This window comes from Pseudomonas sp. LBUM1668, assembly GCF_059695715.1.
Genome location: NZ_CP166787.1, coordinates 5,039,349 through 5,058,520 on the forward strand (window position 1 = coordinate 5,039,349; position 19,172 = coordinate 5,058,520).

The 19,172-nt window shown below is 59.5% G+C and carries 13 protein-coding genes; all 13 read left to right on the forward strand.

Translation table 11 applies throughout. From position 1 onward, the window contains the following. Positions 1 to 23 precede the first annotated feature (23 nt). The 13 genes from ACA061_RS22655 (at position 24) to ACA061_RS22715 (ending at position 18,968) form a co-directional block, all read left to right on the forward strand. Positions 24 to 200: a hypothetical protein gene (locus ACA061_RS22655; protein ID WP_003176118.1), complete on the forward strand. Its 177-nt coding sequence runs from the start codon at positions 24 to 26 to the stop codon at positions 198 to 200. Beyond that, positions 184 to 3,138 (forward strand): sensor histidine kinase, encoded by a 2,955-nt coding sequence (locus tag ACA061_RS22660; protein WP_497300080.1) that lies wholly within the window; start codon positions 184 to 186, stop codon positions 3,136 to 3,138. Before ACA061_RS22655 ends, ACA061_RS22660 begins: the two co-directional genes overlap by 17 nt. Positions 3,139 to 3,160: 22 nt before the next feature. After that, positions 3,161 to 4,597, forward strand: a complete 1,437-nt coding sequence (locus tag ACA061_RS22665; RefSeq protein ID WP_150688187.1) for a sigma-54-dependent transcriptional regulator — start codon at positions 3,161 to 3,163, stop codon at positions 4,595 to 4,597. Positions 4,598 to 5,331: 734 nt separating this feature from the next. Then, positions 5,332 to 6,732, forward strand: coding sequence for a polynucleotide adenylyltransferase PcnB (locus tag ACA061_RS22670; protein ID WP_497300081.1), 1,401 nt, complete (start codon positions 5,332 to 5,334; stop codon positions 6,730 to 6,732). A 3-nt stretch (positions 6,733 to 6,735) separates the two neighbouring features. Continuing rightward, positions 6,736 to 7,221 (forward strand): 2-amino-4-hydroxy-6-hydroxymethyldihydropteridine diphosphokinase, encoded by a 486-nt coding sequence (gene folK, locus ACA061_RS22675; RefSeq protein WP_150617387.1) that lies wholly within the window; start codon positions 6,736 to 6,738, stop codon positions 7,219 to 7,221. A 403-nt stretch (positions 7,222 to 7,624) separates the two neighbouring features. Continuing rightward, positions 7,625 to 8,425: a 3-methyl-2-oxobutanoate hydroxymethyltransferase gene (panB, locus tag ACA061_RS22680; protein WP_150602232.1), complete on the forward strand. Its 801-nt coding sequence runs from the start codon at positions 7,625 to 7,627 to the stop codon at positions 8,423 to 8,425. Then, complete coding sequence (panC, locus tag ACA061_RS22685; protein WP_497300082.1) at positions 8,422 to 9,282, forward strand: pantoate--beta-alanine ligase; 861 nt, start codon at positions 8,422 to 8,424, stop codon at positions 9,280 to 9,282. The genes panB and panC overlap by 4 nt, the downstream gene beginning before the upstream one ends. Positions 9,283 to 9,669: 387 nt before the next feature. Continuing rightward, positions 9,670 to 11,334 (forward strand): glucose-6-phosphate isomerase, encoded by a 1,665-nt coding sequence (gene pgi / locus ACA061_RS22690; RefSeq protein WP_150617385.1) that lies wholly within the window; start codon positions 9,670 to 9,672, stop codon positions 11,332 to 11,334. Between the two features lie 228 nt (positions 11,335 to 11,562). After that, positions 11,563 to 13,500 (forward strand): acetate--CoA ligase, encoded by a 1,938-nt coding sequence (gene acs / locus ACA061_RS22695; RefSeq protein WP_210701862.1) that lies wholly within the window; start codon positions 11,563 to 11,565, stop codon positions 13,498 to 13,500. A gap of 52 nt (positions 13,501 to 13,552) precedes the next feature. Next, positions 13,553 to 14,425 (forward strand): oxygenase MpaB family protein, encoded by an 873-nt coding sequence (locus ACA061_RS22700; RefSeq protein WP_210701861.1) that lies wholly within the window; start codon positions 13,553 to 13,555, stop codon positions 14,423 to 14,425. A 94-nt stretch (positions 14,426 to 14,519) separates the two neighbouring features. Then, entirely contained in the window at positions 14,520 to 15,536 is a 1,017-nt protein-coding gene (locus tag ACA061_RS22705) for a class I SAM-dependent rRNA methyltransferase (RefSeq protein WP_150602227.1), read from the forward strand. Positions 15,537 to 15,720: 184 nt separating this feature from the next. After that, positions 15,721 to 18,672: a DUF748 domain-containing protein gene (locus tag ACA061_RS22710; protein WP_497300083.1), complete on the forward strand. Its 2,952-nt coding sequence runs from the start codon at positions 15,721 to 15,723 to the stop codon at positions 18,670 to 18,672. Then, a complete protein-coding gene (locus ACA061_RS22715; RefSeq protein ID WP_150602225.1) occupies positions 18,669 to 18,968 on the forward strand; it encodes a DUF2845 domain-containing protein in 300 nt (99 codons plus the stop codon). The genes ACA061_RS22710 and ACA061_RS22715 overlap by 4 nt, the downstream gene beginning before the upstream one ends. Positions 18,969 to 19,172: the final 204 nt, after the last annotated feature.

Sequence of the window (19,172 nt, forward strand, 5' to 3'; positions counted from 1 at the left end):
GCGCATAAAAAAGAGAGGCCGGGATGTACATCTATCGCTTGGTCCTGCTTTTGGTCGTGGGGATTTATCTGTTTTCGCCCGCCATCATGGATTGGTGGATCGACGCTACGGGCGCCTGGTATCGCCCCTATCTGCTTTGGCTGATCCTGATTGTCGTGACCTTCATCCTGCAGAGCCAAAAAGATGCCGATGAGCTTTAGCCTGACCCAGATGCTGCTAATCAGCGCCGCCTACCTGGCCGCACTGTTTGGCGTGGCCTGGATCAGTGAGCGTGGAATGATTCCACGGGCGATCATTCGCCATCCGCTGACTTACACGCTGTCGCTGGGGGTTTACGCCAGTGCCTGGGCGTTCTACGGCACGGTGGGACTGGCCTATCAGTACGGCTATGGCTTTCTGTCCAGTTATCTCGGGGTGTCCGGCGCATTTCTGCTGGCGCCGGTGCTGCTCTATCCGATTCTGAAAATCACCCGCACTTATCAACTGTCGTCGCTGGCGGATCTGTTTGCCTTCCGCTTCCGCAGCACTTGGGCCGGGGCGCTGACCACGATTTTCATGCTGATCGGCGTGCTGCCGCTGCTGGCGTTGCAGATTCAAGCGGTAGCCGATTCCATTGGCATCCTCACCGGCGAGCCGATTCAGAGCCGCGTGGCGCTGGCGTTCTGTGCGCTGATCATTCTGTTCACGATTTTCTTCGGCTCCCGACATATCGCGACGCGCGAGAAGCACGAAGGGCTGGTGTTCGCGATTGCCTTTGAATCGGTGATCAAACTGATCGCCCTCGGCGGCGTTGGCCTGTATGCGCTGTACGGCGTATTCGACGGTCCGCAACAGCTTGAGCTGTGGCTGCTGCAAAACCAGACCGCCCTCGCCGCGCTGCACACGCCGTTGCAGGAAGGCCCGTGGCGCACGCTGCTGCTGGTGTTTTTCGCTTCGGCAATCGTGATGCCGCACATGTATCACATGACCTTCACCGAAAACCTCAACCCGCGCTCATTGGTCAGCGCAAGCTGGGGTTTGCCGCTATTCCTGCTGCTGATGAGCCTGGCAGTGCCGCTGATTTTGTGGGCCGGCCTCAAGCTCGGCGCCACTACCGACCCGGAATACTTCACCCTCGGCATCGGCATTGCCGCCAACAGCAAGCCGCTGGCATTGCTCGCCTATGTCGGCGGTTTGTCGGCGGCCAGTGGCCTGATCATCGTCACCACTCTGGCACTGTCGGGCATGGCGCTTAACCACCTGGTGCTGCCGCTTTACCAGCCGCCCGCCGAAGGCAATATCTATCGCTGGCTGAAGTGGACTCGCCGGGCGCTGATTGTCGCGATCATCATGGCCGGTTTCGGCTTTTATCTGATGCTCGGCGCCGGTCAGGATCTGGCCAATCTGGGCATCGTCGCTTTTGTAGCCACGTTGCAATTCCTGCCGGGCGTGTTGTCGGTGCTGTACTGGCCGACCGCCAATCGTCGCGGTTTTATTGCCGGTTTGCTGGCGGGGATTCTGGTGTGGGTGGCGACCATGCTCCTGCCGCTGGTCGGCAATCTGCAAGGTTTCTACATTCCGCTGCTGAACATGATTTACGTGCTGGACGACACCAGTTGGCACATGGCGGCGATCGCCTCGCTGGCCGCCAACGTGCTGATGTTCACTTTGATCTCGCTGTTCACCAACGCCAGCCCGGAAGAGGCGTCCGCTGCCGAAGCTTGCGCGGTGGACAATGTGCGCCGCCCGCAACGCCGCGAACTGCACGCCGCCTCGCCACAGGAATTCGCCACACAACTGGCTAAACCGCTGGGTGCCAAGGCTGCGCAGAAAGAAGTCGAACAGGCGCTGCGTGATCTTTATCTGCCGTTCGATGAACGCCGCCCGTACGCCTTGCGCCGTTTGCGCGACCGTATCGAAGCCAACCTCTCCGGTCTGATGGGCCCAAGCGTCGCTCAGGACATGGTCGAAACCTTCCTGCCGTACAAGGCCGGCGGCGAAAACTACGTCACCGAAGACATTCACTTCATCGAAAGCCGTCTCGAGGATTACCACTCGCGGCTCACCGGTTTAGCCGCTGAACTCGATGCCCTGCGCCGCTACCACCGCCAGACCTTGCAGGAACTGCCGATGGGCGTCTGCTCGCTGGCCAAGGATCAGGAGATCCTGATGTGGAACAAGGCCATGGAAGAACTCACCGGGATCGCTGCGCAACGCGTGGTCGGCTCGCGCCTGAGCACCATCGGCGATCCGTGGAAAGAATTGTTGCAAGGCTTTATCAACTTGCCCGATGAGCACTTGCACAAACAACACCTGGCCCTCGACGGCCAGACGCGCTGGCTCAACCTGCACAAGGCAGCGATTGACGAGCCGCTGGCCCCCGGTAACAGCGGTCTGGTGCTGCTGGTCGAAGACCTCACCGAAACCCAGATGCTCGAAGACAAACTGGTGCACTCCGAGCGCCTGGCCAGCATCGGTCGCCTTGCTGCGGGGGTGGCCCATGAAATCGGCAATCCGATCACCGGCATCGCCTGTCTGGCGCAGAACCTGCGCGAAGAACGCGAAGACGATAGCGAACTGACCGAAATCAGCGGGCAGATTCTCGAACAGACCAAACGCGTGTCACGCATCGTCCAGTCGCTGATGAGCTTCGCCCACGCTGGCAGCCATCAGCACAGTGACGAGCCCGTCTGTCTGGCCGAAGTCGCGCAGGATGCCATCGGGCTGCTGGCGTTGAACCGACGCAATTTCGAAGTGCAGTTCTACAACCTGTGCGATCCCGATCATTGGGTCGAAGGCGATCCGCAGCGGCTCGCCCAGGTGCTGATCAATCTGCTCTCCAACGCCCGCGACGCATCGCCGCCGCACAGCGCGGTGCGGGTCAAGAGTGAAGCCGGCGAACACACGGTCGATCTGATCGTGGAGGACGAAGGCAGCGGTATTCCGAAGAACATCATGGACCGATTGTTCGAACCCTTCTTCACCACCAAGGACCCTGGCGAAGGCACCGGTCTGGGCCTTGCACTGGTCTATTCCATCGTTGAAGAGCATTATGGACAAATCACCATCGACAGCCCGGCTGATGTACAAAGCCAACGCGGCACCCGTATCCGGGTGACCTTACCGCGTCATGTCGAAGCGACGTCCGCTGTGAACTGAGACCGTCGAGAGTATCGAATCAATGCCGCACATTTTGATCGTCGAAGACGAAACAATTATCCGCTCCGCCTTGCGCCGCCTGCTGGAACGTAACCAGTACCAGGTGAGCGAAGCCGGTTCAGTGCAGGAAGCACAAGAACGCTTCACCATTCCTACGTTCGATCTGATCGTCAGCGATCTGCGTTTGCCGGGCGCCCCTGGCACCGAGCTGATCAAGCTTGGCCAAGGCACGCCGGTGCTGATCATGACCAGTTACGCCAGCCTGCGCTCGGCGGTGGATTCGATGAAGATGGGCGCGGTGGACTACATTGCCAAGCCTTTCGACCACGATGAAATGCTTCAGGCTGTCGCGCGAATTTTGCGTGACCGTCAATCGGCGCCTGCCGCCGGGGAGACCGTTACCGCCAAAACCGCCAATGGCAGCGGCAAATCCGCCGTCGACAACAGCAATGGCGAAATTGGCATCATCGGTTCGTGCCCGCCGATGCAGGACCTGTACAGCAAGATCCGCAAAGTCGCCCCGACCGACTCCAATGTGTTGATCCAGGGCGAGTCCGGCACCGGCAAAGAGCTGGTGGCGCGTGCGCTGCACAATCTGTCGAAACGCGCCAAGGCGCCGATGATCTCGGTGAACTGTGCGGCCATCCCGGAAAGCCTGATCGAGTCCGAACTGTTCGGCCACGAGAAAGGTGCGTTCACTGGCGCCAGCGCCGGGCGCGCCGGGCTGGTCGAAGCGGCGGACGGTGGCACGCTGTTCCTCGACGAGATCGGTGAATTGCCACTCGAAGCCCAGGCCCGCTTGCTGCGTGTGTTGCAGGAAGGCGAAATTCGCCGGGTGGGTTCGGTGCAGTCGCAGAAGGTCGATGTGCGCCTGATCGCGGCCACTCACCGGGACCTCAAGAGCCTGGCGAAAATCGGCCAGTTCCGCGAAGACCTTTATTACCGCCTCCACGTGATCGCGTTGAAACTGCCGGCCTTGCGCGAGCGCGGTGCTGACGTCAACGAGATCGCCAGCGCCTTCCTCGCCCGCCAGAGTGCGCGCATCAACCGCACTGACCTGACATTCGCCGCGGATGCCGAACAGGCCATCCGTCACTATTCCTGGCCGGGTAACGTGCGTGAGTTGGAAAATGCTGTCGAGCGCGCTGTGATTCTCAGCGAGAGTCCGGAAATTTCCGCGGAGCTGCTGGGCATCGACATCGAGCTGAGCGATCTGGAAGACGACGAGTTCATCGGCCTGCCACCGCAAACGGGCGGTAACGCCAGCAACAGCAGCCACGAACCGACCGAAGACCTGTCGCTGGAGGACTACTTCCAGCACTTCGTCCTCGAGCATCAAGACCACATGACCGAGACCGAACTGGCGCGCAAACTGGGCGTCAGCCGTAAATGCCTGTGGGAACGTCGTCAGCGTCTGGGCATTCCACGGCGCAAGACCGGGGTCGCCAGCGAGAGCTGAACGTTACCTGTCGAGTGTGCGGGTAACGTTTAAAGATGTGAAAAAACTGTTACCTCAGTCCATTCACGTAACAGAAGCCGGGGTTATCGGTAACGAAACCCCGGCTTTTTTTCGTCCCGACAAAACGGTTATATCGACCTAACCCCTTGTTTTATTGGGCCTCGCAAAAGTTGGCACGCCCCCTGCTATATGTTTGGTACAAGAACAATAACAAGCAATGCACAAGACAATAAAAATAAGACGAATCGACTCACGCACAATAAAAACAAGACGGCGAGAGGCGCAGCTAACTGATTCTTTTGGAGAGGCGTTGTATTTGGGGCTTGCCCCACGACCAGGCCGAGAACAACAAAAACTGTCCTAAGACAGAGCCTGTACTGGTTGGATCGAGAGATCACTGCAATTCAGCGACCAAAGCAATCCGTTTGCTCTTGGCTCCCGATTGGGAGGGTCATGAAGGAAAAGCTTCATGGCGAGGGCACTCAACAAAAACAAGAAGCCCGAATCAACAATAAAAAGAGCACGCAACTACTTTCTTGGGGAGCTTCGGCTCCCCTTGTAGTTTCTCCCTTCTGTAAAAATCCCCGTTTTCATAGCGTCAGAAGCCTGTAGCCCGCGACTTGCACGGCAAATCGGCTGTCTCCTACACCATCCCCTGACTAAATGCTAGAATCTGCGCCCATCATGCGGTCATTCTTTGGTATGGCCGAACATTCCTTCAAACAGTGCATCCCATGCTGAAGAAGTTGTTCCAGTCATTCCGAACTCCCGTGCGTCGTACGCAACACATCCGTAGCACCCCTGAAGTGCTCAACAGCGGTCAACATTCGCTGCAGAAAACGCAATTCAGCCGCTACGCGGTCAACATTGTCGAACGCTTGCAGGGCGCCGGTTACCAGGCCTATCTGGTCGGCGGTTGCGTGCGTGACATGCTTTTGGGTATCACACCCAAGGATTTCGACGTCGCCACCAGCGCCACGCCCGAGCAAGTCCGTGCCGAATTCCGCAATGCGCGGATCATCGGCCGTCGCTTCAAACTGGTGCATATCCATTTCGGTCGCGAAATCATTGAAGTCGCGACCTTCCGCGCCAATCACCCCGTAAACGAAGACGACGAAGACAGTAACCAGTCTTCGCGTAACGAAAGCGGGCGGATTCTGCGCGACAACGTCTACGGCACCCTGGAAGAAGACGCGCAACGCCGCGACTTCACCATCAATGCCCTGTATTACGATCCGGTCAGCGAGCGCATTCTCGATTACGCCAACGGCGTGCACGACATTCGCAATCACCTGATCCGCCTGATTGGCGATCCAAAGCAGCGTTACCAGGAAGACCCGGTACGCATGCTGCGGGCCGTGCGTTTCGCCGCCAAGCTCAATTTCGGCATCGAAAAACACACCGTTCAGCCGATCCGCGAACTGGCGCCGATGCTGCGCGAGATTCCTTCGGCGCGCCTGTTCGAAGAAGTACTCAAGCTGTTCCTCTCCGGGCACGGTGCGATCACCTTCGAGATGCTGGTCGATCTGCAACTGTTCGCCCCGCTGTTCCCGGCCAGTGCCGACGCGCTGGATCACAACCCGGATTACACCCACACATTGATCAGCGAAGCGCTGACCAATACCGACCTGCGCATCAAGCAGAACAAACCGGTGACCCCGGCGTTCCTGTTTGCCGCGATGCTGTGGCCCGCCCTGCCGGCCCGCGTTTTGCGTCTGCAAGAGCGTGGCATGCCGCCGATTCCGGCGATGCAGGAAGCCGCGCACGAGCTGATCGCCGAACAGTGTCAGCGCATTGCGATTCCAAAGCGCTTCACCATGCCGATCCGCGAAATCTGGGACATGCAGGAACGCCTGCCACGGCGTAGCGGCAAGCGTGCCGATTTGTTGCTCGACAACCCACGCTTCCGCGCCGGTTACGACTTCCTGTTGTTGCGTGAAAGCGCCGGTGAGCAGACCGACGGCCTGGGCGAATGGTGGACTGACTATCAGGATGCCAACGACAGCGAACGTCGCGACATGATCCGCGACCTCAGTGGCAAAGGTGATGACGCCAGCGGTGCGCCGCGCAAACGTCGTCGCAGCGGCGGTTCCAAGCGCAAGCGCGCCGGTGCGCCGAACGCCACGGGCGAGTAAGGCATGGAACGCATCTACATCGGTATGGGCAGCAACCTCGCTGACCCTGCCGAACAATTGCGCAGCGCGGTCGACGCGCTGGGGCAGTTGCCGCAGACCGCACTCGTCGGCGTTTCCGCGTTCTATCAAAGCGACTCGCTGCTGCCGGGCCAACCGCGTTACACCAACGCGGTCGCCGCGCTCGACAGCACGTTAGCTCCGCTGGATCTGCTCGACGCCCTGCAAGCCATCGAAAACGATCAGGGCCGCGAACGCCTTGAGCGCTGGGGTCCGCGCACGCTGGATCTGGATATTCTGCTGTTCGGTGATCGCCTGATCGACGAACCAAGACTGAAAGTCCCGCATTACCAGATTCAGGAACGCGCGTTCGTCCTGTATCCGATGGCTGAACTGGCTCCTGCCGATTTGCGCCTTGCCGATGGCCGCAGCCTCGCCGATCTGCTGGCAGCCTGCCCCTTCGTCGGCCTCGAACGCCTCCCCCAAGCCTGAAGCAAATCCCCCTGTAGGAGCTGCCGCAGGCTGCGATCTTTTGATCTTGCTCTTGTTATTAAAACCCCAAGGATCAAAAGATCGCAGCCTTCGGCAGCTCCTACATGGATAGCGTGCGGCATCGCTATTTTTGTCGGACAAAAACTCCGCGAATCAGCCCCGCCGCGCCGCTGAATCGCATCAGTAACGCCGGTAACACTCCCCTCGTAACAACGCGGTAACACACGCAATTGACTTCCGCTTGGCTCCTCACGACTATAGGCGTCCCGCTGCCGCCAACCCGGCACATACGGGCGCAATCCAGGCCTTATAAGCACGACAAAAGACCGTGCGCCTGAGTAGATAAAGAATCACGCGCGTTACTCGCAGTAGTTTCCAGAGCGCCTGAACGAGGATTTTTTACATGCCAGCCATCACCCTGACCACGCTCCAGAGCCTCAAGCAGAAAGGTGAAAAGATCACCATGCTGACCTGCTATGACGCGACTTTCGCCCACGCCTGCAACGAGGCCGGTGTCGAAGTGTTGCTGGTGGGCGACTCACTCGGCATGGTTCTGCAAGGTCACGACAGCACCCTGCCGGTGACCACCGCAGAAATGGCCTATCACACTGCCTGCGTCAAACGCGGCAATCGCGATGCCCTGATCATGGCCGACCTGCCGTTCATGGCCTACGCCACGCTTGAGCAAACCATGACCAACGCCGCCATGCTGATGCAGGCCGGCGCGCACATGATCAAGGTCGAAGGTGCACTGTGGCTGGCCGAGTCGATCCGTCTGCTTGCCGAACGCGGTATCCCGGTCTGCGCGCACATGGGCCTGACGCCGCAAGCGGTGAACATTCTCGGTGGCTATAAAGTGCAGGGCCGCAACGAAAACCAGGCGCGGCAGATGCGTGCAGACGCAATCTCGCTGGAACAGGCTGGTGCGGCGATGCTGCTGCTCGAATGCGTACCGAGTGAACTGGCTGCCGAAATCAGTCAGGCAGTGAAGATTCCGGTCATCGGAATCGGCGCTGGCAGCGCTACCGATGGTCAGGTCCTGGTGCTGCACGACATGCTCGGTCTGTCGATCTCCGGCCGCGTACCCAAGTTCGTGAAAAACTTCATGCACGGTCAGGACAGTATCGATTCGGCCCTCAAGGCCTACGTCAGCGAAGTCAAAGCCGTCACGTTCCCTGGCATCGAACACGGATTCTCTGCATGAACACCGTCAAAACCGTACGCGAACTGCGCGCTGCTGTAGCCCGCGCCCGCAGCGAAGGCAAGCGCATCGGCTTCGTGCCGACCATGGGCAACCTGCACAGCGGCCACGTTGCGCTGGTGACCAAAGCCACGCAACGCGTGGATTTCGTGGTCGCGAGCATTTTCGTCAACCCGCTGCAATTCGGCGCCGGCGAAGACCTCGACAAATACCCGCGTACCCTCGCGGCGGATCAGGAAAAACTGCTGGAAGCCGGTTGCTCGCTGCTGTTCGCGCCGACCGTCGAAGAGATGTACCCCGATGGCATGGCCGGGCAAACCCGGGTCAGCGTGCCGCAACTTTCCGAAGGTCTGTGCGGCGCCAGCCGTCCGGGGCATTTCGAAGGTGTGGCGACGGTGGTCAGCAAACTGTTCAACATGGTCCAGCCGGATCTGGCGATTTTCGGTCAGAAGGATTTCCAGCAACTGGCGGTGATCCGCGCGCTGGTGCATGACCTGAACATGCCAATCCAGATCATCGGTGAACCGACAGTCCGCGCTGACGATGGCCTGGCACTGTCGTCACGCAACGGTTTCCTCAGCGAAGAACAACGCGCCGTAGCCCCAGTGGTCTATCGCACCCTGAGCACGATTGCCGAGTCGATTCAGCAAGGTGAACGGGATTTCCCGGCACTGATCAGCGCGCAACTGCGCCAGCTCGAAGCCGCTGGCCTGCGCCCGGACTATCTGGAAATCCGCCACGCCGTGACCTTGCGTCCGGCCGCGGCTGAAGACCGTGATCTGGTGATTCTGGTGGCGGCGTTCCTCGGTACTACGCGATTGATCGATAACCTGCACCTGAATCTCGATAGTCCTGTCTGAAAACACCGCCCCCCCTGTAGGAGTGAGCCTGCTCGCGATGAGTACCTGACATTCAGCATCATTGTTGAACGTCAGTGCGCTATCGCGAGCAGGCTCACTCCTACAGTGTTTTCCGGCGTTGTGAAGATTGCATTTCAAGGTTTGTTGCCGCTCTTGAATACTTCGGGTATACCCCTCCCTCCCCTTTTGTCGGCCAAATCCCATTACTGATGTTAAAAAAGTACAGGGATCGGGTCAGACAAAGTCAAGACAGATTGCAGCGCGAGGTTTACTGTATTCGCCCTGTGTCCAGAAACCGTGACAACGCAGTTGGCCCACGCCCAAACATGGCGTGCAGGCCTGTTCAGTGTTCAAAAGGCCGTTCAAGTAAAAAGGAAAACCGCAGCGATGGCGTATTACCTCAATCCTCAAGACGTTACCGCTCTGCCCGCCTGGCAAGCGTTGAAAGATCACCGCCAAGCCATGCAGGATTTCAGCATGCGCGAAGCCTTTAACGCCGATCCGCAGCGCTTCAATCAGTTCACCCTCAGCAGCTGCGGGCTGTTTCTCGATTATTCGAAGAATTTGATCAACGCCCAGACCCGCGATCTGCTGGTGAGCCTGGCCAATGAAGTCGATCTGAAGGGCGCGATCAAAGCGCTGTTCGACGGCGAAATCGTCAATACGTCCGAACAGCGCCCTGCGCTGCACACCGCCCTGCGCCGTCCGGTCGGCGACAAGCTGTCGGTCAACGGCGTCAACGTGATGCCGGAAGTGCACAAGGTGCTGAACCAGATCACCGATCTGGTCGGCCGCATCCACGACGGTCTGTGGCGTGGTTACACCGAGAAGCCGATCACTGACGTGGTCAACATCGGCATCGGTGGTTCGTTCCTCGGCCCTGAGCTGGTGTCCGAAGCCTTGCTGTCCTACGCGCAAAAAGGCGTGCGTTGCCACTATCTGGCGAACATCGACGGCAGCGAGTTCCATGAACTGACGCAAAAGCTGCGCGCCGAAACCACGCTGTTCATCGTTTCGTCGAAGTCGTTCAACACCCTCGAAACCCTGAAGAACGCTCAGGCCGCACGCGCCTGGTATCTGGCTCAAGGCGGTTCGGAAGCCGAGCTGTATCGTCACTTCATCGCTGTCTCGAGCAACAACGCCGCTGCCGTGGCGTTCGGCATTCGTGAAGAAAACATCTTCCCGATGTGGGACTGGGTTGGCGGCCGTTACTCGCTGTGGTCGGCCATCGGTTTGCCGATTGCCCTGGCCATCGGCATGTCCAACTTCAAGGAACTGCTGTCCGGTGCCTACACCATGGACCAGCATTTCCAGACCGCGCCGTTCGAACAGAACATGCCAGTGCTGCTGGCGCTGCTCGGCGTGTGGTACGGCAACTTCTGGGGCGCGCAAAGCCACGCGATTCTGCCGTACGACCACTACCTGCGCAACATCACCAAGCACTTGCAGCAACTGGACATGGAGTCCAACGGCAAGAGCGTGCGTCAGGACGGTACTCCGGTCTCGACTGATACCGGCCCGGTGATCTGGGGCGGCGTCGGCTGCAACGGTCAGCACGCCTACCACCAGCTGTTGCACCAAGGCAGCCAACTGATCCCGGCCGACTTCATCGTGCCAATCGTCAGCTTCAACCCGGTGTCCGACCACCATCAGTGGCTGTACGCCAACTGCCTGTCGCAGAGCCAGGCGCTGATGCTCGGCAAGACCCTGCCGGAAGCCGAAGCCGAATTGCGCGACAAGGGCATGAGCGAGGAGCAGGTGCACCAAATTGCTCCGCACAAGGTGATCCCGGGCAACCGTCCGAGCAACACCCTTGTGGTCGAACGCATCAGCCCGCGTCGTCTCGGCGCGCTGGTGGCCATGTATGAGCACAAAGTGTTTGTGCAAAGCGTGGTCTGGGGCATCAACGCCTTTGACCAGTGGGGCGTGGAACTGGGCAAGGAATTGGGTAAGGGCGTTTACAACCGCCTGGTCGGCAGCGACGAAACCAACGCTGACGATCCGTCTACCCAGGGCTTGATCAACTACTTCCGCGGTCGTCACCGCGGGTGATAGGCTGAAGGGGCGGTTTGCCTGCCCCTACAGCTTGCAACATCGACAGTTCCACGGCACCGGGCTAATCGCAGAATCGGTGGCGTACACGATCTGTGTAGGAGCTGCCGAAGGCTGCGGTCTTTTGATCTGATCTTAAAAACAAGATCAAAAGATCGCAGCCTTCGGCAGCTCCTGCACGAGTCGTACAGCTCCCCTCTTGTCGCACAACAAGAATAAGGAACCGTCATGTTCGATATCAGCACGTTCCCCCAAGCCGATGCCGTCCGCCGGGCTGCTCAGTTGAGTCAGGACGACTATCAGCGCCTGTACCGCGAATCCATTGAACACCCCAGCACCTTCTGGGCCGAACAGGCCACGCGCTTCCTCGACTGGAGCACGCCGTGGCAGACCGTTCAGCGCTACGACCTGAAAACCGGTGAAGCCGCCTGGTTTGCCGGCGGTAAGCTGAATGTCAGTTACAACTGCATCGACCGTCACCTTGCACAGCGCGGCGATCAGACCGCGTTGCTCTGGGAAGGCGACGACCCTGCCGAATCGGCGCAAATCACTTACAAAAAACTCCATCATCACGTCTGCCGACTGGCCAACGTGCTGAAAAGCCGTGGCGTGAAGAAAGGCGATCGGGTGTGCATCTACATGCCGATGATTCCCGAGGCCGCTTACGCCATGCTCGCCTGCACCCGAATCGGCGCCGTTCACTCGGTGGTGTTTGGCGGCTTTTCCCCTGACTCCATGCGCGACCGTATCCTTGATGCCGACTGCCGCACCGTGATCACCGCCGACGAAGGCGTGCGCGGGGGCAAATTCGTGCCGCTGAAAAGCAACGTCGACAAAGCCCTGCAAAGTTGCCCGGATGTCAGCACTGTCATCGTGGTCGAGCGCACGCAAGGCAAGGTCGATTGGGTCGAGGGCCGAGACCTTTGGTATCACCAGGCCGTGCGCGACGTCAGCGACGATTGCCCACCAGAACCAATGGACGCCGAAGACCCGCTGTTCATCCTCTACACCTCCGGTAGCACCGGCAAACCCAAAGGGGTGCTGCACACCACCGGCGGCTATCTGCTGCAAGCGGCGATGACCTTCAAATATGTGCTCGATTACCGCGACGGCGAAGTGTTCTGGTGCACGGCCGACGTCGGCTGGGTGACCGGCCACAGCTACATTGTCTACGGACCACTGGCCAATGGCGCGACCACGCTGATGTTCGAAGGCGTGCCGAGCTATCCGAGCAGCTCGCGCTTCTGGCAGGTCATCGACAAGCACAAGGTCAATATCTTCTACACCGCACCGACGGCACTGCGCGCGTTGATGCGCGAAGGTGCCGAACCGCTGAAGGAAACTTCCCGACAAAGCCTCAGATTACTCGGCAGCGTCGGTGAGCCGATCAACCCGGAAGCGTGGGAATGGTATTTCAACGTGGTCGGCGAACAACGCTGCCCCATCGTCGATACCTGGTGGCAGACCGAGACTGGCGGCATCATGCTCAGCCCCTTGGTCAGCGCGCAGCGGATCAAGCCAGGCTGCGCCACGCAACCGATGTTCGGCGTGCAACCGGTGCTTCTCGATGAACACGGCAAGGAGATCAAAGGCGCCGGCAGCGGCGTGCTCGCCATAAAATCAAGCTGGCCGGGGCAGATCCGCAGTGTCTACGGCGACCCGCAACGGATGGTCGATACCTACTTCAAGCCCTACCCCGGCTACTACTTCACCGGCGACGGCGCCCGCCGCGACGAGGACGGCGATTACTGGATCACCGGACGTATCGACGATGTGATCAACGTTTCCGGCCATCGAATCGGCACCGCCGAAGTGGAAAGCGCGCTGGTGCTGCACAACAGCATCGCCGAAGCCGCGGTGGTCGGTTACCCACATGACGTCAAAGGCCAGGGCATTTACGCCTTCGTCACACCGATGAACGGCACCGAGCCCGGCGATGAATTGAAAAAAGAACTGCTGGCCCACGTCAGCAAGGAGATCGGCAGCTTCGCCAAACCGGATCTGATCCAGTGGGCGCCGGCCTTGCCGAAAACCCGCTCAGGCAAGATCATGCGGCGCATATTGCGCAAGATCGCCTGCAACGAACTCGACAGCCTCGGTGACACATCGACCCTGGCCGATCCGAGCGTGGTGCAAGGCCTGATCGACACGCGCCTCAATCAGTAACCCTGGCGGGCGCGGCCAACCGAGCGCGCCCCTCCTCTCTCACTGAGTGCTCATGGAATTCATCCGCAGCCGTATCGAAAACCAACTCATGAGCCTGACCGGTCTGTCCCTCGGTCAGCTTGATCTGGAAAACCCCAAGGGCGACCCGGGGCTGTTTGGTCCCGAGTCGGTCAGTTGGCAGGTGCACGGTGACTTCAGCAGCATGTTGATCGGCGGTATCAGTGCGCTATTGCTGCAGGCGCTGCATCCGCTGGCGCTGGCCGGGGTCTGGGACCACTCGAACTTTCGTGAAGACATGGTCGGACGTTTGCGCCGCACCAGTCAGTTTGTCTCCGGCACCACTTTCGGTTCACGCCGCGACGCCGACTGGTTGATCGAGAAAGTCCGCACCATTCACCTGCAAGTGGTCGGCACGGCGCCAGATGGCCGGCCTTATGCGGCCAGCGATCCGGATTTGCTGACATGGGTGCATGTGGCGGAAGTCAGTAACTTTCTCGCTGCGCATCTGCGTTATCGCAATCCGCAGTTGTCATTGGAAGATCAGGACCGTTATTACGCGGAAATCGCCGTGGTCGCCGAGCGTCTCGGCGCCCGGGATGTGCCGAAATCGCGGCAGGCCGTGGCGGATTATCTGCAACGCATGCGCCCGCAATTGCTCTGTGATGAGCGCAGCCGCGAAGTTCTGCGCCTGCTGCTCGAAGCCCCGGCCCCCAGCCTGATGGCGCGGCCATTTGGCGATCTGATGATGAAGGCCGGCATCGACCTGTTGCCAGACTGGGCCAGCGACATGCTCGACGCCCGGCAGAATCCGCTGCAACGCCAACTGATCCGCGCCAGCGTCAAGCGCAGCGCGCCGATGCTGCGCTGGGCGATGCGCAATGGCTCGGTGCAACGGGCAAAGCGGCGGATGGGGCTGTTGACCTGACCGGAACCAAAGGCTTGCTCGCGAAGGCAGCACCTCGGTCGCCCGCCAAGCTGCTAAACTCCCGCGCCCCAATTCCCTCCAGCAAGGCGCCCGCATGTCTTCCTTGAATCAGGCGCTGCGCGCCGCCCTCGATCAACGTCAGGACTTGCTCTCTGTACTGCACAGCCAGGGCACCGACTGCTATCGCCTGTTCCATGGCAGCCAGGAAGGCGCCGGCGGCCTGACCATCGACCGTTACGGCCCGCAGTTGCTGGTGCAAAGCTTTCACCAGACGCTGGAGCGTGACGAGTTGCTGCAACTGCACGCCATCGTCAACCAGACCCTGGGCCTGGAGACTTTGCTGGTCTACAACGACCGTTCTCGTGGCAACTCGCGTATCGACCGTGAAGACCACGTCTACCGCGCCGACGACGCTGCACTGGCGGATCTGGTCGGTCACGAATGGGGCCTGAATTACCGAGTACGCGGACGCCATGCCGGGCAGGATCCGCTGCTGTTCCTCGACCTGCGCAACACCCGCGGCTGGGTCAAGGATCACGCCAGAGGCAAAAGCGTGCTCAACCTGTTCGCCTACACCTGCGGCGTTGGCTTGAGTGCCGCGGCCGGTGGTGCCCGTGAAGTGTGCAACCTGGATTTTGCCGAGGGCAATCTCGCGGTCGGTCGCGAAAACGGTTTGCTCAATCCGCAGTTGCCGGAAATGGAGTTCGTCCAGTCCGACTACTTTCCGGCCATCCGCCAACTGGCCGGTCTGCCCATCAGTCAACGACGCGGGCAGAAACTGCCGAGCTATCAGCGCCTGGAACAGCGCCAATACGATCTGGTGCTGCTCGATCCGCCGGCCTGGGCCAAGAGCGCGTTCGGCACCGTCGACCTGCTGCGCGACTATCAAAGTCTGCTCAAACCAGCCCTGCTGACCACCGCCGACAACGGTGTACTGATCTGCTGCAACAACCTGGCGAAAGTCAGCATGGACGACTGGCGCGAACAGGTCCTGCGTTGCGCCGAGAAGGCCGGGCGCCCGGTGCGTGAGTGGAGCGTGATGACCCCGGGCGCGGATTTCCCGTCGCTGGACCAACAGCCGCCACTGAAAACCCTGATCCTGCAACTCTGATCACATTCCCATGTAGGAGCTGCCGCAGGCTGCGATCTTTTGACTTTGTTTTTTTTTGATCAAAAGATCGCAGCCTGCGGCAGCTCCTACAAAATTGCAGACAAATCTGAACAATCCTGCTCCACACCAGGTACTTCGGAACCAGAATCGCGTGCCATACTCCAAGGCACTCCGATTACGACAGATGAAGCCGCACATGCCCAAAGGATTGATTCGCGCGATTGGCGCACTGTTGACCGTTCTGGCCCTTTACAGCCTGTTGGGGTTTCTGATTTTACCGGGCATCGCCTTGCGTGTTGCCAACCAGCAACTGGCCAATTACGCGGCGGTGCCTGCGCATATCCAGCGCATCGAACTCAATCCGTTCAGCCTTGAAATCACCTTGTGGGGCCTGGTCATCGGTGAGCCCGGCAAAGAACAGGTCGGTTTTGAACGCCTGTACGCCGACCTGGAGCTCGACAGCCTGTGGACGAAAGCAGTCCATCTGTCCAACATCGAAATGGACAAACCGAAGACCGAAATCCTCTTCGCCAAAGACGGCAAGCTCAACCTGCTCGGTCTGTTCAACATACCCGCCAGTGAACCGACACCCGTCGATCCCGAAGCCAAGCCGTTTCCTCTGCGCATCGACCAGATCAAACTCGCCAACGGTGTCGTGCACTTTCAGGATGTGCGCCCGAGCGAACCCATCGAATTCCTCTACGACGATCTCAACTTCGAGCTGAAAAATCTCAGCACCCTGCCCGAAGACAGCGCCGACATGACTCTGGTCGCGATTGGCCCTAACGGTGGCCGAATCGACTGGAGCGGCAATTTCAGCCTGATCCCGATCGCCTCCGAAGGCTCGCTGAAAATTACCGACGGCAATATGAAAGCGTTTTGGCCTTACGTGCGAGACGCAGTGCCCTTGGTTCTTGAAAACGGCGTGATGAACCTCAGCACCGAATACAAACTCAATCTGTCGAAACAAACCGAGCTGCAGTTGAACAACGTTGCGGTGAGCATCGCGCCGTTCGCGATCAAGGCACCCGACGGGCGCCCACTGGCAAAACTCGAACGCCTCGACATCAGCGAGACCTCGGTGGACCTGGCGAAACAGCAAGTGGTAGTCGGCAAGATTCGCAGCCAGAAACTTGAAACCTGGGCCGCCCTCGAGGCCGACGGGCAACTGGACTGGCAGAAACTGTTCGCCAGCCAGCCGTCGAAACCTGCCGCCAAAGCCGCCGCCGAACCGGCCAGCACACCCGCAACCGCCGACTCGCCGAAACCTGAACCAAGCGCGCCGGACAAGCCATGGCAAGTACTGCTCAAAGATGTGCAACTGCGCAACTACACCGTCCATCTGGCCGACCGGTCGGCTAATCCACCGGTGGCACTGGATGTCACCCCGCTGAACGTCGATCTGCAGGATTTTGACAGCCTCAATGGCTCACCCTTCAAGCTCAAACTCGATACCGGGCTGGGCAAGCAGGGCAAGATCCTCGCCGATGGCACGGTCAATCTGGCGCCGGTCAACGCCCAGCTCAACGTTAAAACCCAAGACATCGACCTGCGTGTCGCGCAGTCCTACATCAATCCGTTCATTCGTCTCGAATTGCGCAGCGGCATGCTCGGCAGTGACCTCAAGGTCAACCTCAAGAGCACCGAACCGCTGGCTCTCAGCGTGACCGGACGCGCGCAGATCGATCAACTGCACACCCTCGACACCCTGAAAACCCGCGACTTCCTCAAGTGGCAGCAAGTGGTCGTGGAAGGCCTGAACTATCAGCACGGCGACAGCCTGTCGATCGACAAGGTCAACCTGTTACAACCGTACGTGCGCTTCATGATCAACGATGACCGTACCACCAACATCGATGATCTGCTGATTCCGCAGCCTGCCGACAGCGGCGCAAAAACCGCCGCCGCCAAACCGGCCAGCAAAGACAAACCACTGGGCATTCGCATCGGTGGTATCGCCATCAACGACGGCTCGGCCAACTTCGCCGATTTCAGCCTGACGCCGAATTTCGCCACCGCTGTCCAGCAACTCAACGGCCAGATCGGCACCATCGACAGTCGACAGTCGAAACCGGCCACTGTCGATATCAAAGGCAAGGTTGATCGCTATGCGCCAGTGACCATCAAGGGCGCGGTCAATCCATTCGACCCGATGGCCAGCCTCGACATCACCACCAGTTTCAAACGGGTCGAGCTGACCACCCTGACGCCCTACTCCGGCAAATTCGCCGGATACCGCATCCGCAAGGGCCGGCTCAACCTCGACCTGCATTACCTGATCACCAAGGGCCAACTGAAGGCCGAGAACAAAGTGGTGGTCGAGCAATTGCAACTGGGTGAGAGAGTCGACAGCCCGGACGCGACAAGTCTGCCGCTGAAACTGGCGATCGCGTTGCTCAAAGACGTCGACGGCAAAATCTCCATCGAATTACCCGTAACGGGCGACTTGAACAATCCGCAATTCAGCGTGATGCCGATTGTCTGGCAGACCCTGCGCAATCTGATCGTCAAAGCCGCTGCGGCGCCATTCAAGATGATTGGTGGATTGGTCAGTGGTGGCGGTTCCCAGGACCTCGGCACGGTGTCGTTCGCGCCAGGCTCCAGCGAGCTGAACAAGGATGCCGAGGGTGCGCTGATCAAGCTGTCCCAGGCACTCAAGGAGCGTCCGGCCCTGCGCCTGGAAATCGAGGGTGTCGCCGCCAAAAGCAGCGACGGCCCATTGCTCGCCGAACAGCGCCTGGAACGTGAATACCAATACAACTACTACAAGATGCTCCAGCGCCGCGGCGATAAAGTCCCGGCTCAGGCGTCCTTGATTGACGTGCCGGACAGCGAGAAAGGCCCACTGCTCGAAGGCATTTATCGCACCCGTCTGAAGACTCAGCCGCCGGCCGAATGGAAGGATCTGGGCAAGGAAGAACGCACAGCGAAAATGCGCGCAGGCGTGATCCAGTTCTGGAGTACCAGCGATGTGCTGCTGCGTCAGTTGGGTCAGGACCGTGCCAGCAGCATCAAGGATTTTCTGGTGGACAAGGGCCAACTGGCTGACGACCGCGTGTACTTCATCGACACCAATCTGGGCGAGGCTGAAAGCGACGGTCGGGTAGTGACGCAAATGCATCTGGATGCCGAATGAGCAAACGCAAATGGCTGGCGGCAATGGCACTGACATTCGTTGCTGGCCAGGCGTTGGCCTCCGATACGCTGCGTTGCGGCAGCCAACTGATCAGCCTCGGCGACCGCGCAAGCGAGGTGCTACAGAAGTGCGGCGAGCCGGTGAGCCGCGATGTGCTGGGTTACAAACGCAGCGCCAATCGCCGGGAAGAGTTTCAGGTCGAGGAATGGACCTACGGCCCGAGCAACGGCATGTATCAATACCTGCGTTTCGAAGGCAATCGCCTGAAGCAGATCAATAGCAAACGCGGTAACTGAAAAGATCAAAAGATCGCAGCCTTCGGCAGCTCCTACAGGGGAACCACATTCCTGTGTAGGAGCTGCCGAAGGCTGCGATCTTTTTGCTTCTACAAAATAAAACAGGCCCCGACACAAAGTGCCGGGGCCTGTAATGGTCACATCCGTGTGACCGGTCGCATGAACTCTAAAGTTGCGGCAGACGTATTGCTCGGCCCGTCTGTC